Source organism: Buchnera aphidicola (Muscaphis stroyani) (genome assembly GCF_005080865.1).
Taxonomy (GTDB): domain Bacteria; phylum Pseudomonadota; class Gammaproteobacteria; order Enterobacterales; family Enterobacteriaceae; genus Buchnera; species Buchnera aphidicola_AG.
Genome location: NZ_CP034861.1, coordinates 26363 through 51995 on the forward strand (window position 1 = coordinate 26363; position 25633 = coordinate 51995).

The following is a 25633-nucleotide window of genomic DNA, read 5'->3' on the forward strand; positions in this document are numbered from 1 at the left end:
TTTATTTAGAATTTAATTTTTATTTATTTTTGAATATTTATAAAAATTTAAAAATAACTTTTTAATAAGTTATTTTCAAATGTTTTTATATCTTTTGGAAGTTACATGTAAACTTTTTTATGATAAAATATACGATATTTGTTTTCAAGGTTGTTATTATGTATCGAATTATTGCATCAGATTTAGATGGAACGCTGCTTTCTCCAGAAAATAAAATAACAAAATATACTCAAAAAATTATAAGATTTTTAACAAGAAAAGGTTTTTATTTTATTTTAGCTTCAGGTCGTCATTACATAGATGTAAATGAAATTCGTAATCTTTTAAATATAAAATCTTTTATGATCACATCTAATGGTGCTCAAGTTTACGATTTAGACAATAAACTAATTTCTTGTAATTATTTAGATATAAATGTTTCACTTGAATTATGTAAATTAAAATTTTTAGATCCGGATATCATAACTCAAATATATTCTAATGATCAATGGTATGTTAATAACACTAAAATAGAAAATAATTTTTGTCCTTCTTTATCGTCTTTAAAGCATCAATGTTTTGATATCAATTCATTAGATTTTAGAAAAATTAGTAAAATATTTTTTACCAGTCATAATTTTCAAAAATTACGCAATCTAGAGAGTAAAATTATTGCTAATTTACATAGTGTAGTTAATGTTAATTTTTCAATGCCAAGTTGCTTAGAAGTCACATCTAAAAAAGCTTCAAAAGGATGCGGGTTAAAATTAATATCCAAAATTTTAAAAATATCTTTAAAAAATTTTATTTCTTTTGGAGATGGAATGAATGATCAAGATATGTTAAGTACATGCGGAAAAGCGTGCATTATGAAAAATGCAGATCCGCGTTTAAAACGTTTGCTTCCACATTTAGAAGTTATTGAAGATAATAAGAATAATGGTGTAGCAATTTTTTTATATAATATGTTTATAAAAAAAAATACATGTATTTTTTAATTTTTATTGTTATTATTAAAGATAACATTTAAATTTTAAATTTTTTAAAAAATGTTTTTTAAAGATAAAAAATATTTAAAAAATAAAAAATTTACAGTTTAATTTATTCTTTAAAAATAAATTATTTTTATTAAACACATTTATATTAATATATTTTTAAATTTTTGGTTAAAAAAAAAGATAAATACCAAAATTGTTTTTATAGATATTTATTTTTTATTTATTTTTAATTAATTAAAAATTTTTAACATTAGTATAAAATTAAAAATTATAACTATAAGTTTAAATAAAAAATAATTATGTGCTAAAATCTATATTATTTTATAATTTTTTTTATTTTTTAGTTGATTTAATTAGTACAATTATAAATAATTATATTTAATATAATTAGATTTGAGATCTATTAATAATTCTTAAGTACTTGAAGTATTTTAAAGTTTTTATTTTGATTAAAAAATTAAATATTTAGTTTTCTAAATTTTATTAAATACTAGGACGATTATGATAATTTTTATAAATCATCTTTCTTTATAAATGAATCAAAAAAATAATTTATAAAATATCAATAAATTATTAAAAATAAAAAGGAACCTAAAATGGTGATTTTAAATCATACTCTTGGATTTCCTAGAATAGGATTAAATCGTGAATTAAAGAAAGCTCAAGAAAATTATTGGTCAGGAGATTTAAATACCAAAGATTTGCTTTCAATTGGATATAATTTACGAAAAAAGAACTGGAAATTACAGAAAGAATCTGGAATTGACTACATACCAGTCGGTGATTTTGCTTGGTATGATCATGTTTTAACAACTAGTATGATGTTAGGAAATGTTCCAGAAAGGCACAACAATGGTTCTATTTTTGATATAGATACTTTATTTCGTATAGCAAGAGGATGTCCTCCGGACGTGCCTGCTTCTGAAATGACTAAATGGTTTAATACAAATTATCACTATATCGTTCCTGAATTTGTCGAAAACAAAACTTTAAAATTTTCTTGGAGTCAAATTTTAGATGAAGTTGATGAAGCATTATCTTTAGGTTATAAAGTTAAGCCTATACTTTTAGGGCCTATTACATACTTATGGTTAGGGAAAGTAAAAGGAACGAAATTTGATCGCTTAGATATGTTATATAAAATACTTCCAATTTATAAGTATGTGTTGAAAGAACTTGCTAAAAAAGGAATAGATTTTGTCCAAATTGATGAACCTGCTTTAGTATTAGAATTGCCACAAAAATGGAAAAATGCATATTCTTTTGCTTATAGCAGTCTGGACGGAATTACAAATTTATTGCTCACTACATATTTTGAAAGTATTGAGCACAATATAGAATTTATACGAAATTTACCTATTTATGGTATTCATATTGATTTAGTTTTTGGTAAATATGATTTACCATCTTTTAATACAAATTTACCAGAGCACTGGATGTTATCTTTAGGTGTTATTAATGGTCGAAACGTTTGGAGATCTGATCTGGTAAAATGGTTTAAAATTATTTCAAATGTGTCAAAAATTCGTAAAAATTTAATAATTGGATCTTCATGTTCTTTATTACATGTTCCAATGGATTTAAATACAGAAGAAAACTTAGATAAAGAAGCGAGACAGTGGTTTTCTTTTGCTGTTCAAAAATGTATAGAATTGTCTTTACTTTCAAACTCATTAAAGGATAATGAAATTCATTCTATTCAAAAATGGAGCTTGCCTATTTATGAACGTGTTTTTTCTAAAAGAGTACATAAATCTGAAGTTAAAAATCGATTATCTAAAATTTTAATTAAAGATTATAAACGATTAAATACTTATAATATTCGTGCTAAGCAACAAAAAGAAAGATTGAATCTTCCGATTTTGCCAACAACTACTATCGGTTCTTTTCCTCAAACAATTGATATTAGAAAGATGAGACATGATTTTAAAAAAGGGTTAATCAATGAAAAGGAGTACAAAAAAAATATTAAAAAACATATTCAAAAAGTTATATTAACACAAGAAGAACTAGATATAGATGTTTTAGTTCATGGGGAATTTGAAAGAAATGACATGGTTGAATACTTTGGAGAACATTTAGATGGATTTATTTTCACTGATAATGGCTGGGTTCAGAGTTATGGTTCACGTTGTGTAAAACCGCCGATAATAATCGGCGATATTAGTCGGTTAAAATCAATTACTACTGAATGGTCTAAATATGCTCAATCTTTAACAAAAAGACCAGTAAAAGGAATGTTAACAGGTCCAATTACTATTTTATGTTGGTCTTTCATAAGAGAAGACATTTCATCTCAAGAAATTGCGAAACAAATTGCATTAGTATTGCGCGATGAAGTTATGGATTTAGAAAAAGAAAATATACGAATTATTCAAATTGATGAACCAGCACTACGTGAAGGGCTTCCTTTACGAAAAAGTTGCTGGTCTAAATATTTATCTTGGGCAACGGATGCCTTTCGGCTAAGTTCTTCAGGTGTAAAAAATAGCACTCAAATTCATACACATATGTGTTATTGCGAATTTAATGATATTATGGATGCTATTGCTTCACTGGATGCTGATGTCATTACGATTGAAACTTCTCGTTCAGATATGGAATTATTAGAATCATTTAAAAATTTTCATTATCCAAACGACATCGGTCCTGGAGTATATGATATCCATTCTAAAAATATACCTAGTGTAAAATGGATTTATTCACTTCTTATGAAAGCAATAAATTATATTCCTATAGAACAAATTTGGGTAAATCCAGATTGTGGATTAAAAACTAGAAATTGGGACGAGACCGTGTTAGCATTAAAAAACATGATTACTGCAACAAAAAAAATAAGAAAAAATATTGAAATTAATAAGTTAAATTAATTTATATTTTTATTATTTTAAATCAATTGTTTATTAAATCATCGTTTAGATTTTATATAAAATAATCTAAAAGGTGATTTAATATTTTTTATATATAAAAAAATTTTTTTATCAATTAAAGTAATTTTATGAAGATATTTTAAACAATAAATACTATCAGTATATATTTTTTAAAAAACAATTTGATAAAAATTTAGTGCCTGAAGTGGCGCTTATTAGTAAAAATCATTGCTATGTTATATTCGTTAGCAGCTTGAATAATTTCTTGATCACGTTTAGATCCTCCAGGTTGAATGATACATTTAATACCTATTGAAGCAGCGCTATCAATTCCATCTCGAAAAGGGAAAAAAGCATCAGAAGCCATAGTAGATCCGGTGATATTTATTTTTTGATCTTTTGCTTTAATATTAGCAATTTTAGTTGAATAAATTCGACTCATTTGACCTGCTCCAATGCTGATAGTAGTACCGTTAAACCCATAAACTATTGCATTTGATTTAACAAATTTTGCAACTTTCCAACAAAAAATAGCATCTTTTAGTTCTTGCGTTGTTGGAAACCTTTTAGTGACAAATTTCCATTTTTTATAATTCATATCATCATAATCGTATTCTTGCAAAAGTAGTCCATAATTTATTTTTTTAAAATCTAATCCGATTTGACATTTTTTAATTTTTCCAGAAATGAGCACTCTTATATTGGATTTTTTTTTCAAAATTTTTAAAGCAAGAGAATTTATTTTAGGAGCAATAAGAACTTCAACGAACTGTTTTTCTACAATTTCTTGAGCTGTTTTTTCATCTAATACTGAATTAAAAGCAACTATTCCCCCAAAGGCTGATACAGGATCTGAACGATATGCAGATAAATATGATTTTAAAAGAGAGTTGCTTTCTGAAACACCACAAGGATTTCCATGTTTAACAATGACGCATGCTGGATTGATAAATTCTTTAACACATTCTAATGCAACTTCAGCATCAGAAATATTGTTATATGATAAAACTTTTCCTTGCAATTGATTAGAACAACTAATTGTTCCGGTGGATGATGATATATTTTTTTCTATATATAAAGATGATTTTTGATGTTGATTTTCGCCGTATCTTAAATTTTGTTTTTTAATAAATTTTAAATTTATTTCATTTGGAAAATTTTTATTTATACATTTTTTATTAAAAACATTTTTTTTAAAAAAATACTGAGAAATTTTTTTTTCGTATGATAAAGTGTATCTAAAAGCTTTATCTGCTAAATCAAGTCTATTTTCTATTGTGAAAGAATTATTTTTTACTTTATTTATAACTGACTGAACATCTAATAAATCTACTATAACTATAACGTTTTTATAATTTTTAGCAGCAGCTCTAACAAGTGTTGGTCCACCAATGTCAATGTTTTCGATTATGTCATCTATTTTATTTTTTGGATTTTTTTGTACTTTTTCAAATGGGTAAAAATTTACAATAACCATGTTGATTGAGGAAATATTATAAAAATTCATGATTAATTGATCTTCGTTTCCTCTGTTTAATATACCCGCTAAAATTTTTGGGTGTAACGTTTTGACACGTCCGTTCATTATTTCTGGAAAGTTAATATAATCAGATATGCTAGTTACTGGAATATTATGCTTATGTAAAGTTTTTGAAGTGCCTTCTGTGGCAAACAAACTGATTTTGTTTTTTACTAGATTTTTTGATATTTTTACAATATTTTGTTTATCATATACACTGATTAAAGCATTTTGAATAATATTAATTGCATTCATAATATATTATCTTTTTTTTTGAAAACATGCTCATTAAAACATGTATTACAATGTATTTAAGTGAATTTACATTTTTTAAAGAAAGTTACATTTTAAAAAATAAAATATAATATGCATTAACTTTTTAATTTGTATACTATAAATAATATACACAATGTTTATGCATTAAAAAATATATGTAATTCATATTTTTATCAGGGGCGTTTTGCCCCTCTTAAAGGATTTTATTATATAACTATTTAATGGCATTTTTTAAATTTTTTCCAGATATAAAACTAGGTACTTTTGTAGCGGGAATAATAATTTCTTTCCCTGTTTGAGGATTACGACCAGTACGAGATGCTCTTAAATTGACTTTAAAAGTTCCAAATCCAACTATTTGTACTGACTCTCCTTTTTTTAGAGATTCAACAATTGCAGATAAAGTTGTATCTAAAGTAGATTTTACTTGTATTTTAGGCAAATTAGATTTTTCAGAAATAACATTAATTAATTGCGTTTTATTCATGATTATTCCTTTTTTTGTTTTCTAAAAATTTTGTTAATTTGTAATGTTTAAATATTTTTATTTTTTGTTTCATAGTAAGCGATTATTTTTTCAAATATTGTCAAATTTATTGTGCAGTATATATTTTTTGAACATTAAAATGTAAAACAATATTTTTTTGTTATTTGTTATGGCCTTTAAAAAAAATATATGTTTATTTTAAAAAATTGTTTTTTAAAATTTAATTTATTATTCTTTAATAAAAATTTTATACTTTTATTTTGTCTGTTATTATAAAAAAGAATCTACAATTAAGATGCAATTAGTTACTAGAATTGAAATCATTATTAAGAGTCGAGTTTAAAAGCTCTGACAAACTAGCAGATGCTTCTTCAGCGCTAACTTGGGAATTATTAATAGTAGCTGAATGATGATTTTCTATATGACGGCGTTCTAAACGTTCTTTATGATATGCGTATCCAGTACCTGCAGGGATTAAGCGTCCAACAATAACATTTTCTTTTAATCCTCTCAATTCATCTTTCTTTCCTGCGACCGCAGATTCTGTTAAAACTCTTGTTGTTTCTTGAAACGAAGCGGCTGATATAAACGATTCAGTTGCTAGAGATGCTTTAGTAATTCCTAATAAATCTCTTGCAAATATAGCAGGAATTTTATTATTTTTTTCTAAAATTTTATTTGATATTTTTATTCTTGAAAATTCTACTTGTTCTCCTTCTAAAAAATCTGAATCTTTGGATTTAATTATAGTGGCTTTACGAAGCATTTGTCTAATGATAACTTCAATATGCTTATCATTAATTTTTACACCTTGTAATCGATATACTTCTTGTACTTCATTGACAATATATTTAGTGACAGATTGAACGCCTCTCAATCGAAGTATGTCATGAGGTGATTCTGGACCATCAGAAATTACGTCTCCACGTTCGACTCTTTCTCCTTCAAATACATTTAGCTGTCTCCATTTTGGAATCATTTCTTCATAAGATTCGTTGCCATCAATTGGTGTAATTATTAATCTTCTTTTTCCTTTTGTTTCTTTTCCAAATGAAATAATTCCGCTAATTTCAGCTAAAATTGCTAATTCTTTAGGGCGTCGAGCTTCAAATAAATCAGCTACTCTCGGAAGTCCTCCAGTGATATCTTTAGTTCCACCGGATTCTTGTGGAATTCTAGCTAAAGTGTCTCCAGAACTAATTTTTATTCCATCATTAATCTGAATGATAGTTCTGCCTGGTAAAAAATATTGTGCTGGTACATCAGTTCCTGAAATTAATACATCATGTCCATTTTTATTAATTATTTTTAAAGCAGGCCTTAAATCTTTTCCAATAGCTGTTCGTTCAGCTGTTTCTAATATAACTATAGATGTCAGACCAGTTAATTCATCTGTTTGTCTAGTAATACTTTGTCCATCTATCATATCCATAAATCGAACATAACCATTAACTTCAGTGATTACTGGCATGGTATGTGGATCCCATTTTGCAACAGTTTCTCCTGAATTAACTTTTGATCCGTGACCTTTTGCCATAATTGCACCATAAGGTACTTTATAACTTTCTTTGGTTCTTTTGAATTGATCTACAATATTAAGTTCAACATTTCTAGAAGTAATTACTATTTTTTCTGAAGAATTAGTGACAAATTTAGCGTTTTTAAGATTTATAGTGCCTGAATTTTTGACTTGAATACTAGATTCTGCTGCTGCTCTTGAAGCGGCTCCTCCTATATGAAAAGTTCTCATAGTCAGCTGTGTTCCAGGTTCTCCTATAGACTGAGCTGCAATAACCCCGATTGCTTCGCCCTTATTGACTAAGTTTCCACGAGCCAAATCTCTTCCATAACAATTAGCGCATACACCAAAATCTGTATCACAGTTAACAACTGATCGCACTTTAACAGTATCTATAGAGTATTTTTCTAATATGTCACACCATTGTTCATTTAGTAATGTGTTACGTTTAATTAAAGTTTCTTCTGTATTTGGAATATGAATGTTTTCTGCAGTAACACGACCTAATACACGCTCTCTTAATGGCTCTTTTACATCATCACCTTCAATTAAAGAAGTCATTAAAATACCTTCATGAGTTTCACAATCGTCTTGAGTGACAACTAAATCTTGAGCAACATCTACTAGTCGACGTGTTAGGTAACCAGAATTAGCTGTTTTTAATGCTGTATCTGCTAATCCTTTTCGTGCCCCATGAGTGGAGATAAAATATTGAAGAACATTTAAACCTTCTCTGAAGTTTGCAGTAATTGGTGTTTCAATAATAGATCCGTCAGGTTTCGCCATTAAACCTCTCATTCCTGCTAATTGTCGAATTTGCGCAGCAGAGCCTCTAGCTCCTGAATCGGCCATCATAAATATACTGTTAAAAGATATTTGTTTTTTTTCTTCTCCCGCTTTATTTATTACTGATTCTGTAGATAGATTTTTCATCATTGCTTTAGCTACTCGTTCATTTGCTGCTGCCCAGATATCAATTACTTTATTATACCTTTCACCTGCAGTGACTAATCCAGATTGAAATTGTTCTTGTATTTCAGCGACTTCAATCTCTGTTTCAGTAATAATTTCTGCTTTCTTTTTTGGTATAACCATATCATCAATACCAACAGAAGCTCCAGATCTTGCTGCATATGCAAACCCTGTATACATAATTTGATCAGCGAAAAATACTGTAGATTTTAATCCTAAAATCCGATAGCAAGTATTCAGCATTTTTGAGATATCTTTTTTTCCTAAAGTTTGGTTAACCATACTAAAAGATAATCCTTTAGGAACAATCATCCACAAAATTGCTCTACCAATTGTAGTATGAATTATTTTTTGATTTGAACTAAAATATTTATCTTTATTTTTTTTATGTTCCGTTATGCGAACCTTTACAAGAGAATGAAGTTCAGCAATTCCTAATCGATACACTTTTTCAGCTTCATTAGGTCCATTTAGTATCATGCCTTCTCCTTTTCCATTGATTTTTTCGCGAGTCATATAATATAATCCCAAAACCACATCTTGCGAGGGAACAATAATAGGTTCTCCATTAGCGGGGGATAAAATATTATTCGTAGACATCATTAAAGCCCGGGATTCTAATTGGGCTTCTATGGTCAAAGGTACGTGTACCGCCATTTGATCTCCATCAAAATCAGCATTATAAGCTGCGCAAACTAATGGATGGAGTTGAATTGCTTTTCCTTCAATAAGTACTGGTTCAAACGCTTGAATTCCTAATCTATGTAAAGTAGGGGCTCGGTTTAAAAGAACTGGATGTTCTCGAATCACTTCGTCTAAAATATCCCATACTACAGACTCTTCTCTTTCTACCATTTTTTTTGCTGCTTTAATAGTAGTCGCTAAACCACGAACCTCTAATTTTCCATATATAAATGGTTTAAAAAGTTCGAGCGCCATTTTTTTAGGCAATCCGCATTGATGCAATCGAAGATAAGGACCTACAGTAATTACAGAACGACCAGAGTAATCTACACGTTTTCCAAGAAGATTTTGTCGAAATCTTCCTTGTTTTCCTTTAATCATATCAGCTAATGATTTAAGAGGTCTTTTATTTGATCCTGTAATAGCTCGGCCTCTTCTTCCATTATCAAGCAATGCGTCTACTGATTCTTGTAGCATTCTTTTTTCATTGCGAACAATAATATCCGGAGCAGCTAAATCAAGTAAACGTTTAAGACGATTATTTCTATTAATAACGCGACGGTATAAATCATTTAAATCAGATGTTGCAAATCTTCCTCCGTCTAATGGAACTAACGGTCTAAGATCAGGAGGTAAAACTGGTAGAACTGTTAAAATCATCCATTCTGGTTTATTATGAGATTGTATAAAAGATTCTAATAATTTAATTCTTTTTGTTATCTTTTTTCTTTTAGTTTCAGAGTTAGTATCGTTTAATTCAGATCTCAACATACTACATTCTTTTGTAAGATTAATATTTTTTAATAAATATTGAATAGCTTCTGCTCCCATTTTTGCTTGAAATTCATCTCCGAATTCTTCTAATGCATCTAGGTATTGTTCTTCAGTTAAAATTTGACGTTTTTCAAAATTAGTCATTCCAGACTCAATTACAACGTATGATTCGAAATAAAGAACTCTTTCAATGTCTCTTAAAGGCATGTCTAATAACAAGCCTATACGTGATGGAAGAGATTTTAAAAACCAGATATGAGCAGTAGGAGAAGATAATTCTATATGACCCATTCTATCTCTTCTTACTTTGCTTTGTGTGACTTCAACTCCGCACTTTTCACAAATTACACCACGGTGTTTTAATCTTTTATACTTTCCACATAGACATTCATAGTCTTTAACAGGGCCAAAGATTCGAGCACAAAATAATCCATCTCTCTCCGGTTTAAATGTTCTGTAATTAATAGTCTCTGGTTTTTTAACTTCTCCAAACGACCAAGATCGAATCATATCAGGTGAAGCTAATGAAATTTTAATAGCATCAAAATTTTCGTTTTTAGTTTGGGCTTTTATAAATTTTAATAAATCTTTCACTCATAATCTCTCATTAGAAGAAGTTGTTTTTAAACTTAATAATTTTATAAATATATGTTTATTATTAAAAAATAATTTTAATTTTTTATTCATTTTCTAATTCAATGTTAATGCCTAATGATCGAATTTCTTTTAATAAAACATTAAAAGATTCTGGCATGCCGGGTTCCATTTGATGATTTCCATCTACAATGTTTTTATACATTTTAGTTCTACCGTTTACATCATCAGATTTGACAGTTAGCATCTCTTGTAATGTATACGAAGCTCCATATGCTTCTAATGCCCAAACTTCCATTTCACCAAAACGTTGCCCACCAAATTGAGCTTTTCCGCCTAATGGCTGCTGAGTAATTAAACTGTAGGATCCAGTGGATCGAGCATGCATTTTATCATCAACTAAATGATTAAGTTTTAACATATACATATAACCTACAGTGACTGGTCGTTCAAATTTTTCTCCAGTTCTGCCATCAAAAAGATTAATTTGACCTGAAGAAGGAAGATCTGCAAATTTTAACATTTGTTTAATTTCATTTTCTTGAGCTCCATCGAATACTGGAGTAGAAATAGGAATTCCATGTCTTAAGTTTTTTGCTAAGCAAAGTATTTCTTTATCTGAAAATGTATCTAAATTAATTTTTTGTCTTAAATTTTCACCTAAATCAAAAGTTTTTTGAATAAACTTTCTTAAATGAGATATTCTTTTTTGATTTTTTAGCATTTGATTGATTTTATCACCAATGCCTTTAGCAGCCATTCCCAAGTGTGTTTCCAATATTTGTCCGATGTTCATACGAGAAGGAACGCCTAGTGGATTTAAAACAATATCGACTGGTACTCCTTTCTCATCGTAAGGCATGTCTTCAATAGGATTAATTTTAGAAATTACTCCTTTATTACCATGCCTTCCTGCCATTTTATCACCAGGTTGAATTTGACGTTTAACGGCTAAATAGACTTTTACTATTTTTAAAACTCCAGGAGCAAGATCATCTCCTTGTGTTATTTTTCGGCGTTTTAATTCAATTTTTTTTTCAAATTCTAATTTTAACTCACGGTGTTGTTTTAATAGTTCTTCTATTTCTTTTTTCTTTTCTTTTGGTTTTATTTCTATTGAAAACCATTTTTCATGTGATAACTGATTAAGTTGGTCAGATTTAACACCTAGAGATAAAAGTGTTTTTTTTGTGTGATTAAATAAACTTAATTCAAATATTTTAAACTCTTCTGTAAGATCTTTTTTAGCTTGTTTTAATTGCATGTCTTCAATTTCTAATGTTCTTTTATCCTTTTTTACACCATCTCTTGTAAAAATTTGAACATCAATTACAGTTCCTGACACTCCGTTTGGAACTCTAAGAGAAGAATCTTTTACATCTGATGCTTTTTCCCCGAAAATGGCTCGGAGAAGCTTTTCTTCTGGTGTTAATTGTGTTTCTCCTTTTGGAGTAACTTTTCCTACAAGAATATCGCCCCCAGTTACTTCAGCTCCAATATAAACAATTCCAGATTCATCAAGTTTTGAAAGAGCGGCTTCACCTACATTAGGTATATCAGAACTTATTTCTTCTGATCCTAGTTTAGTATCTCTGGATATACAAGATAGTTCTTGAATATGAATAGTAGTAAATCTATCTTCCTGAACAATTTTTTCAGATACTAATATAGAGTCTTCAAAATTATATCCATTCCATGGCATAAATGCGACTCTCATATTTTGACCTAATGCTAATTCCCCTAAATCAGTAGAAGGTCCATCCGCTAAAACATCACTTTTTTCAATATTCTCATTAAGTTGGACGCATGGTTTTTGATTAATGCAGGTGTTTTGATTTGACCGAGTGTATTTAGTTAAGTTATAAATATCAATTCCAGCTTCTCCAGCATGCATTTCTTGTTCATGTACTTTAATAACTATCCTTGATGCGTCAACATATTGAATTAAACCACCTCTTTTTGCTACTACTGTTACTCCTGAATCAACAGCTACAGCTCTTTCCATTCCTGTTCCGACTAGAGGCTTGTCAGTTTTAAGAGTAGGTACAGCTTGACGTTGCATATTAGCTCCCATTAAAGCTCTATTTGCATCATCGTGTTCTAAAAAAGGAATCAAAGATGCTCCTACTGATACGATTTGTTGAGTGGATACATCCATATACTCGACTTGATTGGAATTAAATAAACTAGATTCTCCTTTGTGTCGACAAGTAACTAAATCATCAGTAAAATAACCTTTTTTATCAAGATTAGTATTTGCTTGAGCAATGATATAATTACCTTCTTCTATGGCAGACAAATAATTAATCTCTTTAGTAACTAGTCTATCTCGTACTTTTCGATAAGGTGTTTCTAAAAAACCATATGAATTTGTTCGAGCGTATACTGATAAAGAGTTAATTAATCCAATATTAGGTCCTTCTGGAGTTTCTATGGGACATACTCGTCCATAGTGAGTAGGGTGCACATCTCTTACTTCGAATCCTGCTCTTTCTCTTGTTAACCCTCCTAATCCTAATGCTGAAATACGTCTTTTATGCGTGATTTCTGATAAAGGGTTATTTTGATCCATAAATTGAGATAATTGACTAGAACCAAAAAATTCTTTAACAGCTGCTGATATTGGTTTTGCGTTAATCATATCTTGAGGCATAAGAGTATCTGCATCACCAATAGACAATCTTTCTTTTACGGCTCTCTCTACTCTAACTAATCCTATTCTAAATTGATTTTCTGCCATCTCTCCAACTGATCTAATTCTTCGATTACCTAAATGATCAATGTCATCTACTTCACCTTTTCCATTTCTAATCGAAACTAATTTTTTAATTACATCAATGATATCTTCTTTTTCTAATGTATTAGATCCTTTAATCTTTGATCGAAGAAGAGATCTATTAAATTTCATTCGACCTACAGACGAAAGATCATATCTGTCTTCAGAGAAAAATAAATTTTCAAATAAATTTTCTGCAGCTTCTTTTGTTGGAGGCTCTCCAGGTCTCATCACGCGATAAATTTCTATTAAAGCATTTGTTCGATCACTGATAGAATCAATTCGTAATGTTTCAGAAATATATGGTCCATGATCTAAATCGTTTGTAAATAACGTTTCAATAGATAAAAATTTTAACTTTTGAATTTTTTTTAACACTTCTAAAGATAATTCTGTATTAGCTAAAATGATTGTTTCATTTGTATTTTTATCTAAGTAGGTTTTAGATACAATTCTACCTAAAATATACTCAACTGGAACATCAATTAGTGTTATTTTTTGATTTTTGAGATTCTGGATGTGTTTAGCTGTAATACGACGACCTTTTTCTATATAAATTGTTCCGTTTTTTTCAATATTGAATGAAGCAGTTTCTCCTCTTAATCTTTCAGGAATTAATTGCAGTTGTATCTTGTTGTCTGTCATGATAAAAATATTTTTTTCAAAAAATAAATCTAATATTTCTTCCGTGTTGTAATTTAAAGCCCTTAAAATAATACTGACTGGAAGTTTTCTTCTTCTATCAATTCTCACAAATAAATTATCTTTAGGATCAAACTCAAAATCTAACCAAGAACCTCGGTATGGAATTATTCGTGCGTTGTATAAAACTTTTCCTGAAGAGTGTGTTTTTCCTTTATCGCTATCAAAAAAAACTCCTGGACTTCTATGTAGTTGAGAGACAACTACTCTTTCTGTACCATTTATTATAAATGTTCCATTATCGGTCATTAGAGGAATTTCGCCCATATAAACTTCTTGCTCTTTAATGTCTTTAACAGTAGATTCTGATATATCTCTTTCATAAATGACAAGTCTTAACTTTACTCTTAATGGAGCAGAGTAAGTTGCTCCTCTTATTTGACATTCTTTAACATCAAATATTGAGTCTCCTAAACGATAGCTAACATACTGAAGTTCAGAATTTTTATTATAACTTTTTATAGGAAATACAGATCTAAATGCTGCTTCTAATCCGTTCTGACCTTTTATATCGGGTTTAATAAAGTTTTTGAAAGAATCTAGTTGAATTGAAAGAAGATATGGTATATCTAAAACTTGAGGACGTTTTCCAAAATCTTTACGAATGCGTTTTTTTTCAGTATAAGAGTAGATCATGGGGGTTCCTAAGCTCTCTAAAAGATAAGTGTATTCTGAATATATTATTTTTTTGTCTGAAGGGAGGGAGCATTTATGTCTAATTTATTTTTAAAGATAATTAAATTTTTTAAAAGATTATTTTCTTAAAATTAAAAATTTTTACAGAAAATAATATAACTTTTTGATTAAAAAGGCTGGCGAGTTACAGTCACCAGCCTCTCTTAGAAAGTTAATTAAATTGTATTGCGCACAATAATTTGTTTATTTAATTTCGATTTCAGCACCAACATCTTCTAATTTTTTTTTGAGTGATTCTGCATCTGTTTTACTTAAGTTTTCTTTTAAAACAGTTGGAGCTGATTCTACTAAATCTTTAGCTTCTTTTAGTCCTAAACCAGTTGCGCTCCGAACAGTTTTAATTACTGGAACTTTGTTTGGTCCAACAACTTTTAGAAAAACATCAAATTCTGTTTTTTCTTCAGCTGGTTTTTTTTCGTGGTCATTTCCAGAATGTGAAGATATATTAGCAGAAACTCCAAATTTTTTTTCCATTTCTGAGATAAGTTCTACTATATTCATAACAGACATTTCTGATACAGCGTCCAAAATTTGCTCTTTAGTTATAGACATGACAACACTTCCTGATAAATAATAGAATTATTTTAGATATTATTAAAGTACAAAATAAATTTTTTAAGAGATTTCTTTTTTCTTTTTTATAGCAGATAATATATAAACAAATTTTCCAGCAGCTGACATTTTTAACGTAATCAAAAGTTTAGTGATTGCTTCTTTATGAGTAGGCATTTCTGCAAGTTGATTAATTTCTAACATTGAGAGTAATTTACCTTCAAAAGCAGCTCCTGTAATTTTGAATTGATCATTTTTCATTGAAAATTTTTTAAATAATCTTGCTCCACTTCCAGGATGGTTCATTGAGTAAGCGATGAAAGTAGATCCTTTTATTTTTTTTTTTAAACATTCAAAAGCAGTGTTTTGAATTGCTAAAGTTAATAAAGTATTGCGAACAATACTCATATATACTCCGACTTTTCGTCCAGATTTTCGAAGCTGATTCATTTTGTTTACAGAGATACCTTGAGAATTAGCAGTGATAGCTGATAATGCTACGTTTGATATTTTATTAATTTTGGAGACAATATTTTTTTTTGTATCAAGACTTAATGCCATGTATCGGATTCTCCTATGTTGTTTCGAGAGAAATGATTTTTAATTTTTTAAGATAATAAAAAATATTTTTGACAGTAATGAGTTTTTAAAATATGTTTTAGTATTGTATTATCGTTCTTGTAAAAAATTTTTTAATGAAACACTATTATAAATAGATTTTAACAATATTTTTTTGATTCAAAATTAACTTTGGATTTTTGAAACAATGGGGTTTTTATTATAAACAATTTTTTTATTGTAAAAAAAATAAATTAACTATAAAGTTAAACTAGATTGATCAATAATTAAACCAAAGCCCATAGTAGTTGATAGTACTATTTTCTTAATGTATATTCCTTTTGATTTTGGTGGTTTTGATTTTTTTATTGAAGATACAAAACAGTTAAAGTTTTCTTTTATTTTGTTTTCATCAAAATTAATTCTTCCAATCGTAGAATGAACAATTCCATTTTTGTCGTTACGATAGTGAATCTGCCCATTTTTTGCATTTTTAACCGCTTCTGAAATATTATTCGTAACTGTTCCTGATTTTAGGCTTGGCATTAATCCTCTAGGTCCTAGTATATGACCTAATTTCATTACTGTTTTCATAGCATCAGAAGAAGCAATAGCTGCTTCAAAATTCACACCTTCTATATTTATTTTTTCACATAATTCTTCCATTCCAACCAGTTCTGCTCCTGCATTTTTTGCTATTTGAACATTTTCGCCTTGAGTAAATACAGCAACTCGGGTGAATCGGCCAACACCATGAGGCAATATTATAGAATCTCTGATATTTTGATCAGATTTTTTAGGATCTATTCCTAAATTAATCGATACATCAATACTTTCTATAAAGCGTACTACAGATGATTTTTTTAATAATTTAATCGACTCATCGATGCTGTATAATTTTTTTAAATCAATTAATTTTTTTGTTTTTTTTCTTCTTTTAGTCAGTTTTTTCATTATACGCCTCAATGATCAAACCTATAGATTTGGCAGTTCCTTCAATAGAACGCATTATATTTTCAATATTAGAACCAGTCATATCTTTACTTTTTATGACTGCTATTTCCTTTATTTGAGATTGAGTTATTTTTCCAATTTGTTCTATTTTAGGCTTTTTAGATCCTAATTTAACTCCCGCTGCTTTTTTTAATAATACAGATGCTGGTGGTGTTTTTGTTATAAATGTAAATGAACGATCTGAATAAACTGTAATAATGACAGGTATAGGAAGTCCTTTTTCTATAGATTCTGTTTGTAAATTAAAAGATTTGCAAAATTCCATAATATTCACGCCTTTTTGACCTAAAGCAGGGCCAATAGGTGGGCTTGGGTTTGCCATTCCAGCTGCTACTTGAAGCTTAATATAAGACTGTATTTTTTTAGCCATTTTTATTATTCTCTTAACTGAAATTATATTTTGCAAAAAAATTTAATTATTTTTAACTTTTTTCTACTTGTCGAAAATCAAGTTCGACTGGCGTGGATCTTCCGAAGATAGAAACAGATACTTTTAATCTGCTTTTTTCATAATCCACTTCTTCTACTATTCCGTTAAAATCTGAAAAAGGTCCGTCGTTAACACGAATCATTTCTCCTGGTTCAAAAAGAGTTTTTGGTCTCGGTTTATCCCCAATTTGACGCATTCTATTAATAATAGTTTGAACTTCTTGATCACTAATAGGAGATGGTTTATCTGATTTTCCACCTATAAAACCTAACACTCTAGGAATATTTCTAATTAAATGCCAAGTTGTGTCAGTCATGATCATTTGAATTAAAACGTATCCAGGAAAGAATTTATATTCGCTTTTTCGACGTTGACCGCCTCTAATTTCAACGACTTCTTCAGAAGGAACCATCACTTCTCCAAACAAATTTTCTATTTTATTTAATTTTACATGTTCTCGTATTGATTGTGCTACACGACTTTCGAATCCAGAAAAAGCTTGTAATACATACCATCTTTTTTTTTGACTCTCACGCATCTTTAGAACCTTAAACGAATTATAAATGCTATTAAACGAAATATAATGCTATCTAAACTCCATAAAAGTATAGATATTAAAATTGTTACAAAAATAATAGCGCATGTAGTGTATAAAGTTTCTTTATATTCAGGCCATATTATTTTTTGAATTTCCATTTTAGACGCATTTATATATGAATATATATTTTTTCCTTTTTCTGTAGAAAATGCAACCCTAACAGCGCAAAGAACTAAAAAAGACATAATAATTAAATGGATAAAAAACTTTAATTTACCGCAGTATTGACTTATAATAAAATATAAAAAAATCAGTATAATTAAAGAAATCCATTTCATCTTTTCTAAAATTTTAGATTTTTTTTGATTATTCGTATTAGTATTCATTTTTTTCTCGAAATTATAAAATAATGATAAAAATATATTTTATTTTTTTAATTTTAACCTATTTTATCGCTATAAATTTTCAGGATAAAAAATTAATTTTTTTATAATTTTAAAAAGAATAAGAATAAAACTATTAATTTAGAATAGAATTTTGCTAATATGAAGTATTAGAATGTAGAAAATCTTAAAACAAAATCAATAGGCGAGGTTTATGGTGTAATGATCTTACATTTTTTTGATAAAAATTGAACTTTTACTTTTAACATAAAAAATTTATAAAAGCATGGTGCTGATACCCAGGTTTGAACTGGGGACCTCGCCCTTACCAAGGGCGTGCTCTACCGACTGAGCCATATCAGCTTTTATTTTTGAGCGGACAGCGGGAATTGAACCCGCGTCATCAGCTTGGAAGGCTGAGGTAATAGCCATTATACGATGTCCGCTTTGGATTTTTTGATTGGTGGGAGAAGGATTCGAACCTTCGAAGTCTATGACGGCAGATTTACAGTCTGCTCCCTTTGTCCGCTCGGGAACCCCACCTTTTAAAAAATAATTGTTATATGCCGGCTACCGGAATTGAACTGGTGACCTACTGATTACAAGTCAGTTGCTCTGCCTGCTGAGCTAAGCCGGCTATTTTATAATTAATGTATTATTAAGTGTTATTGCTACCTATTATATAATTTTTAATTAGTATTGCAAGTTTTTTATAAAAAAAATTATATTTAATAATTTTTTCAAAACTGATTTTTTTAAAATGTATGATTTTAAAAAAGTATATAAACTTTTTAAAATTATCTGATAAAATCTATTTCTGGTTGAAGGAATATGTTAAATTTTTTCAAAATACATATTGTTATTATTTTTGATAATTTTAAAATTTCTAGACCTGTTGCATTTTTTCGGTTAATTAATATAAGTTTTTGTTTTTTATAAATTTCTGCATCACCGATATGAATATTTTTAAACCTGTATTTTTCAATTAACCATGCAGCAGAAATTTTTACTAAACCATTTTTTTGTAAATGCATTGGAATATTAGTGTATAAAGATGTAAGTTTTTTTAATTTTTTTTTCGAAATAATTGGATTTTTAAAGAAACTTCCAGCGCTTCCTGTTTTTTTAGGATTAGGAAGCTTATTTCTTCTTAAATAGCATATATAATTAAAAATAGAATATGGAGTAATATTTGTGCACTTTATTTTTTTTTTAAATGAATGGAAAATAATTGGATTCCATATTTTTGATAGTTTTATACCAACTGAAATAATTGCGTATCCATATTTGTACTGATGTTTAAAAATACTATTTCGATAAGAAAACTTGCATTCATTTTTATATATTCTTTTAATAGAATTATCATTCAAAGATAAAACATCTACGTATTGACATACATTTTTTAGCTCTGCTCCATAAGCTCCAATGTTTTGAATTGCAGCAGACCCTACGCATCCTGGAATTAATGCTAAATTTTCTAACCCAAAAAATCCTATTCTTAAAGAATATTTTACTAAATCATTCCATTTTTCTCCTGAATAGACATGTAATAGACAAGTCTTTTTTTTTTCTGTTACTATAATTCCTTTGATACGATTAATTACTACTATTCCTTGATAGTTTTTCAAAAAGAGAACATTACTTCCTTCACCTAAGATAATAAAAGGAATGGAATAAAATTTACATGTATTCCATACATTAATCAGTGATTGAATTGTTTTTACAAAAACAATTTTTTTTGCCGTTACATTAATTTTAAATGTATTTAACTTTTTTAAAGATTCGTAAGAGAAATATTTTTTTTTAAACATTTAATTTATATAAAAGTGTTTTAGTTTTTATGTCAATTATAAGAAATTAAATATTAATTAAATATAATTATGGAGTTTTAAATGAAAAATTATCACAAATATCACCAGGATATTTTAAATCAAAAATTAGAAAATTATCAGAATATTATTCAATGTTCTTTTGAATTTTTTCCTCCTAAAAATTTAATTGCAGAAAAAAGATTATGGTCTTCAGTAAATGAAATATCTTCTTTAAAACCAAATTTCTTTTCTGTCACTTATGGCGCTAATAGTGGAGAAAGAAACAAAACACATCATTTTGTAAAAAAAATTAATCAGATCACAGGAGTGATAACAGCGCCACATCTTACTTGTATTGATACTACTTCAAATCAACTAAGAAAAATAGCTAAGAATTATTGGGATGATGGTATTAAGCACATAGTGGCATTAAGAGGGGACACTCTAAATAAGAATTATCAACATAAGATGTATGCATTAGATCTAGTAGTTTTATTGAAAAAAATTGCTGATTTTGATATATCTGTTGCTGCTTATCCAGAATTACATCCAGAATCGAAAAATATTCAATCTGAAATATTTTATTTGAAGAATAAAATTGATGCGGGAGCAAGTAGAGCTATCACTCAATTTTTTTTTGAAATTGAGAGTTATTTGCGTTTTCGAGATGCTTGTGTTAAAAATGGAATACAAGTTGATATTATACCAGGTATTTTACCAATTTCTAATTTTCAGCAGATAAAGCGTTTTTCTAGTATAACTAACGTTCATATTCCAAAGTGGATATTTAAAATGTTTGATGGATCAGAAAATAATTTGATGACTCAAAAAATAATAGGTTCTAGTATAGCAATAGATATTGTAAAAAATTTATGTCATGAAGGAGTAAAAAATTTTCATTTTTATACTTTAAATCAATCTGATATGGCATATTCTATTTGTCATATTTTAGGGTTAAAATAAATTATTAAACAATAATACAAAAATAAAAGTTCTTAAAAAATTTTACTTTTAAATAAAAAGTTTAAAGTTTAAAACTTAAATATTTTTTAATAGAAAATGTACACATTTTTTATATTACTCTTAATTTTTATTTTGCTAATATATATTAATATTACTGAATTTTTTATTTTAATTAATTTTTTTAAGCGAGTATAAAATTTAAATTAATATCTATCATTAGACATATTTTTTTGATCAATTTATGCAACTAATTATTTAATATATTAAAATAAAAAGTTATTAAAATAAAGTATATTAATTTAATAGATTTTATTATTTAAAATCTTTTATTTTTCGAAAAAACTAAATGATACTAAATGAATAATTTTGTGAATCATTATATATTTAAAAAAATTATTTTTATATCATTTTTTTAAGTATTGTTACATTTTTAAAAGAATAAAAATTTTAAAATGACAAGTATTTTATCCCTCTTTTATTCGATTGTTTTCTTGATGTAATTAACAATATCTCATATATCAATATTTATTTATAAAAATTTTTTATTAAGTAGATTTATTCTGCCGAATCAACATAAATTTTTAATAAGATAATAAAAATATTATGAATAAAATTATGATTAACATCATTTTAAAAATCAATTTTTTTCCTTATAATTTTCATTTACTTTAAAACTTTGTAAACATTAAAGAAAAAATAATTTTTTTGAAAATTTTTTAATCTTTGCTTAATAATTCGAATATTGCTGCTTAAATTTATTTATGATTTAATATAATTTTAATGGGTTATGATGTATGAAATTAAATAAAAATAGCGATAAAGTAGTTTTAGCTTACTCAGGTGGTTTAGATACTTCAGCTATTATTCCTTGGTTGAAAGAAAATTATAAAATTGAAGTTATTGCTTTTGTAGCTGATATAGGTCAATCTAAAGAAGATTTAGAAGGGATTGAACAAAAAGCATTGCAATCTGGAGCCACGAGTTGTTACATTTCTGATTTAAAAGAAGAATTTATAGAGCATTATGTATATCCTGTTTTAAAAACTGGAGCGCTGTATGAAAGTAACTATTTATTGGGTACTGCAATGGCTCGACCTATTATTGCAAAAAAACAGATTGAGTTTGCATTAAACATCGGAGCTGGCTCAGTATGCCACGGAGCAACTGGAAAAGGAAATGATCAAATTCGATTTGAAATGGCTTATGCAGCATTGGCTCCGAATTTGAATGTCATTGCACCGTGGCGCGAATGGAGCTTAAATTCAAGGGAATCATTATTAAAATATTTAAAAGAAAAAAATATTCCTACTACCGCAACTGTAGAAAAAATATATAGTAAAGATGAAAACTGTTGGCATGTTTCGACAGAAGGAGGGTTGTTAGAAAATCCTTGGAACATTGCTAAAGAAGATTGTTGGTCTTGGACGTTAGATCCGAAAGATGCATCAGAAGATCCTGAATTTGTTAAATTAACGTTAAAAAAAGGTTGTGTAGTATCAATTAATAATGAAATATTAAATCCTTTGCAGTGTGTTTTAAAATTAAATAAGATTGGATCGAATCATGGAATAGGGCGAATTGATATCGTTGAAAATAGAGTAATTGGGATTAAATCTAGAGGATGCTATGAAACTCCAGGCGGTACTATTATTGTTAAAGCTATAAAAGCCATTGAACAATTAGTACTAGATCGTGAAAGTTTTAAATGGAGAGAACAAATGGGATTAGAAATGTCTTCCGTTATCTATGATGGACGTTGGTTTTCTCCAATACGAAAATCGATACAAGCGGCTGCTGATTCATTATCTTCAGAAATCAATGGAGAAGTAGTTCTGAAGCTTTATAAAGGTAGTGTTACTGCTGTTCAAAAAAAATCTCCTAATTCATTGTATTCTGAAGAATACGCTACTTTTGGGAAAGAAGAAGTTTATAATCAATCTGATGCAGCTGGTTTTATTCGTCTTTTTTCATTATCTTCTAAAATGCGAGCACAGAATAGATTAAAATAATTTTTTAGAAAATTTTTTTTAAATATAACGAAAAAACAATTTTAAATTTATTTTTATTTAGTATTTATTTTATCGAGAGAATATATGACTCTTTGGGGTGGACGATTCACAACTGAATCAAATAAATTTTTTAAAGAATTTAATTCTTCTTTGTCTTTTGACTATGTTTTAGCAAAAGAAGATATTTTTGCTTCTATTGCTTGGTCGAAATCTCTAAAAGAAAATGGGATTTTAAACCAAAAAGAACAAAATATAATAGAAAATGCGTTAACGTCGTTACTTGAAGATATTCAAAAAAATCTCAAAAGTATTCTTGTAAGTGGTTCAGAAGATATACATAGTTGGATAGAAACTAATTTAATTCAAAAAATAGGGATATTAGGTAAAAAGTTACATACTGGTCGAAGCCGAAATGATCAAATTACTACTGATTTAAAACTATGGTGCAAAAATCAGCTATCTATTTTGTTAAATAGCATTACTAAATTACAAAAAATTTTTGTATCTATCGCAGAATCTAATCATGATGTCATCATGCCAGGATACACTCATTTACAACGTGCTCAACCCATTACCTTTTCTTATTGGTGTTTAGCTTATGTTGAGATGTTAAGAAGAGATTCTAGCCGATTAAAAGATATCTTTAAAAGATTAAATATTAGTCCTTTAGGTTCGGGAGCGGTATCAGGCACTGCTTGGAAAATTGATCGAAAAAAACTTGCTTTATCAATGGGTTTTGATTCCGCAACTAGAAATAGTCTTGATAGCGTTTCAGATCGAGACTATGTTATTGAATTACTTTCAGCAGCTTCAATTGGAATGATTCATCTATCTCGTTTTTCTGAAGATTTAATTTTTTTTAATTCTAGAGAAGCTGATTTTATTGAATTATCTGATTCAATTACTTCTGGATCGTCGCTTATGCCTCAAAAAAAAAATCCAGATGCATTAGAACTAATTCGTGCAAAATGCGGTCGTGTTCATGGTTCCTTAGTTTCAATTTTAATTGTATTAAAAGCTCTTCCTTTATCATATAATAAAGACATGCAAGAAGATAAAGAAGGTCTTTTTGATTCTTTAAAAACATGGAACGATTGTTTATCTATGGCTGGATTAGTGATTAATAATTTGACAGTAAATCGTGTGTCATGTCGAAAAGCTGCTGAAAAAGGTTATCTAAATGCAACAGAAATAGCTGATTATTTAGTTCAAAAAGGAATGCCTTTTCGAGAGGCTCATAATATTTCTGGTCAAATAGTGCTAAGAGCAATTCAAGAAAAAAAATCGCTTAATGATTTAGAGTTAATGATATTTCAAAAATATAGCCAATTAATTAAAAAAGATATATATAAAAATATCACTTTAGAATCCTGTTTAGAAAAAAGATCTTCTCAGGGAGGCGTAGCTCCTAGTCAAGTGTATTTGGAAATTATGAAAGCAAAGAAAAGATTAAATATTTTATAAATTAATATTTTTTGTGTTTTAACTTAGCATTTTAAATCTTTAAAATGCTAAGTCATTAACTATTAATTTTTTCAAGAAAATGCTTAATTGGTGATTAACACAGGATTTAAATTCTATGAAAGACATAATATTTTTTGTAAAAAATCACATATTTTTAGTTTTTATATGGTTTTTTTTCATGTTTTTAACTATTTATTCTATTACTAGAGTTTTTTTTTTAAAATTTAAAATTATTAATAATACAGAAGCAATTGAATTAATAAATAAAAAAAAAGCTATTATTATTGACACTCGATCTTTAGATTTATTTACACAAGGTCATATTGTTCATTCAATCAATTTTTTATTAGAACATATTTTGCTAAATAAGATAGAAACGTTAAAAATATATAAATATTGTCCTATTATTTTAGTTATTAGTGAATCAAATAAGTATGACGAATGTGTCAGTGTTTTTTTAAAAAATGGATTTTCACGTATTTATGTTTTAAAAAATGGAATTGATTTTTGGAATTTAGATAATTTACCTCTTGTTACCAAAGATAAATAATTTTTTAAAATTTTTATTTTTTTACAAAAGATTACTTATTAATATTGTGGATATTTTATGTTGCATAAAAATACATTAAAACAACATTTATTTGAAATTAAACGTGTTTATATAAAAGACGTTTCTTTTGAATGTCCTAATGCTCCAAGTATTTTTGATCAAAAATGGAAGCCTACTGTACAATTAAATTTAAATACTTTTTCTAATAAAATTGAATTAAATATTTTTGAGATTACTTTGCAGGTTAGAGTAAAAGTAAAAAGTGAAAAAAATTTAGTTTTTTTATGTGATGTACATCAAGCTGGTATTTTTTTTATTTCTCAATTGAATGAAATTGAATTAAATCAGTGTATAGGATCTTATTGTCCTAACATTTTATTTCCTTATGCTCGAGAATGCATATCAAATTTAGTTTCTCATGCTAGCTTTCCTCAACTTAATCTTGCACCTATCAATTTTGATGACATTTATCAAAAACATGTGGAATATAAAAAAATGAATGCATAGTATATATA

18 protein-coding genes and 4 tRNA genes are annotated in these 25633 nt (G+C 27.8%); 7 read left to right on the forward strand and 15 right to left on the reverse strand.

The window, feature by feature from the left end; translation table 11 throughout:
* Positions 1-158 precede the first annotated feature (158 nt).
* Positions 159-977 carry a Cof-type HAD-IIB family hydrolase gene (locus tag D9V75_RS00130; protein ID WP_158343091.1) on the forward strand — a complete coding sequence of 273 codons (819 nt, stop codon included), beginning with the start codon at positions 159-161 and terminating at the stop codon, positions 975-977.
* 596 nt (positions 978-1573) lie between these two features.
* The gene (gene metE, locus D9V75_RS00135; RefSeq protein ID WP_158343093.1) at positions 1574-3847 is read left to right on the forward strand and encodes a 5-methyltetrahydropteroyltriglutamate--homocysteine S-methyltransferase; all 2274 of its coding nucleotides are present in this window, start codon (positions 1574-1576) and stop codon (positions 3845-3847) included.
* A 193-nt stretch (positions 3848-4040) separates the two neighbouring features.
* Here the strand turns inward: metE and purH are convergent, their stop codons facing one another.
* The 15 genes from purH to murB form a co-directional block, all read right to left on the reverse strand.
* Entirely contained in the window at positions 4041-5621 is a 1581-nt protein-coding gene (gene purH / locus D9V75_RS00140) for a bifunctional phosphoribosylaminoimidazolecarboxamide formyltransferase/IMP cyclohydrolase (protein WP_158343095.1), read from the reverse strand.
* Between the two features lie 235 nt (positions 5622-5856).
* Positions 5857-6129, reverse strand: a complete 273-nt coding sequence (locus D9V75_RS00145; protein ID WP_158343097.1) for an HU family DNA-binding protein — start codon at positions 6127-6129, stop codon at positions 5857-5859.
* A 301-nt stretch (positions 6130-6430) separates the two neighbouring features.
* Positions 6431-10672 (reverse strand): DNA-directed RNA polymerase subunit beta', encoded by a 4242-nt coding sequence (rpoC, locus tag D9V75_RS00150; RefSeq protein WP_158343098.1) that lies wholly within the window; start codon positions 10670-10672, stop codon positions 6431-6433.
* Between the two features lie 85 nt (positions 10673-10757).
* A complete protein-coding gene (gene rpoB, locus D9V75_RS00155) occupies positions 10758-14786 on the reverse strand; it encodes a DNA-directed RNA polymerase subunit beta (protein ID WP_158343100.1) in 4029 nt (1342 codons plus the stop codon).
* A gap of 243 nt (positions 14787-15029) precedes the next feature.
* Positions 15030-15398, reverse strand: a complete 369-nt coding sequence (gene rplL, locus D9V75_RS00160; RefSeq protein ID WP_158343102.1) for a 50S ribosomal protein L7/L12 — start codon at positions 15396-15398, stop codon at positions 15030-15032.
* Between the two features lie 63 nt (positions 15399-15461).
* Positions 15462-15959 (reverse strand): 50S ribosomal protein L10, encoded by a 498-nt coding sequence (rplJ, locus tag D9V75_RS00165; RefSeq protein WP_158343104.1) that lies wholly within the window; start codon positions 15957-15959, stop codon positions 15462-15464.
* A gap of 255 nt (positions 15960-16214) precedes the next feature.
* Positions 16215-16910: a 50S ribosomal protein L1 gene (rplA, locus tag D9V75_RS00170; RefSeq protein ID WP_158343106.1), complete on the reverse strand. Its 696-nt coding sequence runs from the start codon at positions 16908-16910 to the stop codon at positions 16215-16217.
* Positions 16894-17340 carry a 50S ribosomal protein L11 gene (gene rplK / locus D9V75_RS00175; protein ID WP_158343108.1) on the reverse strand — a complete coding sequence of 149 codons (447 nt, stop codon included), beginning with the start codon at positions 17338-17340 and terminating at the stop codon, positions 16894-16896. Before rplK ends, rplA begins: the two co-directional genes overlap by 17 nt.
* Positions 17341-17392: 52 nt before the next feature.
* Positions 17393-17938 carry a transcription termination/antitermination protein NusG gene (nusG, locus tag D9V75_RS00180; RefSeq protein ID WP_158343110.1) on the reverse strand — a complete coding sequence of 182 codons (546 nt, stop codon included), beginning with the start codon at positions 17936-17938 and terminating at the stop codon, positions 17393-17395.
* Positions 17939-17940: 2 nt separating this feature from the next.
* Entirely contained in the window at positions 17941-18324 is a 384-nt protein-coding gene (gene secE / locus D9V75_RS00185) for a preprotein translocase subunit SecE (protein WP_158343112.1), read from the reverse strand.
* Positions 18325-18608: 284 nt separating this feature from the next.
* A tRNA-Thr gene (locus D9V75_RS00190) sits at positions 18609-18684 on the reverse strand.
* A gap of 11 nt (positions 18685-18695) precedes the next feature.
* Positions 18696-18767: transfer RNA gene (locus D9V75_RS00195), tRNA-Gly, on the reverse strand.
* Positions 18768-18782: 15 nt separating this feature from the next.
* Positions 18783-18864: transfer RNA gene (locus D9V75_RS00200), tRNA-Tyr, on the reverse strand.
* A 21-nt stretch (positions 18865-18885) separates the two neighbouring features.
* Positions 18886-18958: transfer RNA gene (locus tag D9V75_RS00205), tRNA-Thr, on the reverse strand.
* Positions 18959-19118: 160 nt separating this feature from the next.
* A complete protein-coding gene (murB, locus tag D9V75_RS00210; RefSeq protein ID WP_158343114.1) occupies positions 19119-20132 on the reverse strand; it encodes a UDP-N-acetylmuramate dehydrogenase in 1014 nt (337 codons plus the stop codon).
* Between the two features lie 81 nt (positions 20133-20213).
* Between murB and metF the strand changes: the two genes are divergently transcribed.
* The 5 genes from metF (at position 20214) to secB (ending at position 25625) form a co-directional block, all read left to right on the forward strand.
* A complete protein-coding gene (gene metF / locus D9V75_RS00215; protein ID WP_158343116.1) occupies positions 20214-21095 on the forward strand; it encodes a methylenetetrahydrofolate reductase in 882 nt (293 codons plus the stop codon).
* A gap of 794 nt (positions 21096-21889) precedes the next feature.
* Entirely contained in the window at positions 21890-23104 is a 1215-nt protein-coding gene (locus D9V75_RS00220; RefSeq protein WP_158343118.1) for an argininosuccinate synthase, read from the forward strand.
* 84 nt (positions 23105-23188) lie between these two features.
* Entirely contained in the window at positions 23189-24568 is a 1380-nt protein-coding gene (gene argH / locus D9V75_RS00225; RefSeq protein WP_158343120.1) for an argininosuccinate lyase, read from the forward strand.
* Positions 24569-24683: 115 nt separating this feature from the next.
* On the forward strand, positions 24684-25118 hold the full coding sequence (locus D9V75_RS00230; protein WP_158343122.1) for a rhodanese-like domain-containing protein: 435 nt from the start codon (positions 24684-24686) through the stop codon (positions 25116-25118).
* Positions 25119-25175: 57 nt separating this feature from the next.
* The gene (gene secB / locus D9V75_RS00235) at positions 25176-25625 is read left to right on the forward strand and encodes a protein-export chaperone SecB (RefSeq protein ID WP_158343124.1); all 450 of its coding nucleotides are present in this window, start codon (positions 25176-25178) and stop codon (positions 25623-25625) included.
* Positions 25626-25633 lie beyond the last annotated feature (8 nt).

Bases quoted from the DNA above. Each gene is read 5' to 3' on its own strand.
- D9V75_RS00130 (WP_158343091.1), top strand. From the start codon at position 159: ATGTATCGAATTATTGCATCAGATTTAGATGGAACGCTGCTTTCTCCA.
- metE (WP_158343093.1), top strand. From the start codon at position 1,574: ATGGTGATTTTAAATCATACTCTTGGATTTCCTAGAATAGGATTAAAT.
- purH (WP_158343095.1), bottom strand. From the start codon at position 5,621: ATGAATGCAATTAATATTATTCAAAATGCTTTAATCAGTGTATATGAT.
- D9V75_RS00145 (WP_158343097.1), bottom strand. From the start codon at position 6,129: ATGAATAAAACGCAATTAATTAATGTTATTTCTGAAAAATCTAATTTG.
- rpoB (WP_158343100.1), bottom strand. From the start codon at position 14,786: ATGATCTACTCTTATACTGAAAAAAAACGCATTCGTAAAGATTTTGGA.
- rplL (WP_158343102.1), bottom strand. From the start codon at position 15,398: ATGTCTATAACTAAAGAGCAAATTTTGGACGCTGTATCAGAAATGTCT.
- rplJ (WP_158343104.1), bottom strand. From the start codon at position 15,959: ATGGCATTAAGTCTTGATACAAAAAAAAATATTGTCTCCAAAATTAAT.
- rplA (WP_158343106.1), bottom strand. From the start codon at position 16,910: ATGAAAAAACTGACTAAAAGAAGAAAAAAAACAAAAAAATTAATTGAT.
- rplK (WP_158343108.1), bottom strand. From the start codon at position 17,340: ATGGCTAAAAAAATACAGTCTTATATTAAGCTTCAAGTAGCAGCTGGA.
- nusG (WP_158343110.1), bottom strand. From the start codon at position 17,938: ATGCGTGAGAGTCAAAAAAAAAGATGGTATGTATTACAAGCTTTTTCT.
- secE (WP_158343112.1), bottom strand. From the start codon at position 18,324: ATGAATACTAATACGAATAATCAAAAAAAATCTAAAATTTTAGAAAAG.
- murB (WP_158343114.1), bottom strand. From the start codon at position 20,132: ATGTTTAAAAAAAAATATTTCTCTTACGAATCTTTAAAAAAGTTAAAT.
- metF (WP_158343116.1), top strand. From the start codon at position 20,214: ATGAAAAATTATCACAAATATCACCAGGATATTTTAAATCAAAAATTA.
- D9V75_RS00220 (WP_158343118.1), top strand. From the start codon at position 21,890: ATGAAATTAAATAAAAATAGCGATAAAGTAGTTTTAGCTTACTCAGGT.
- argH (WP_158343120.1), top strand. From the start codon at position 23,189: ATGACTCTTTGGGGTGGACGATTCACAACTGAATCAAATAAATTTTTT.
- D9V75_RS00230 (WP_158343122.1), top strand. From the start codon at position 24,684: ATGAAAGACATAATATTTTTTGTAAAAAATCACATATTTTTAGTTTTT.
- secB (WP_158343124.1), top strand. From the start codon at position 25,176: ATGTTGCATAAAAATACATTAAAACAACATTTATTTGAAATTAAACGT.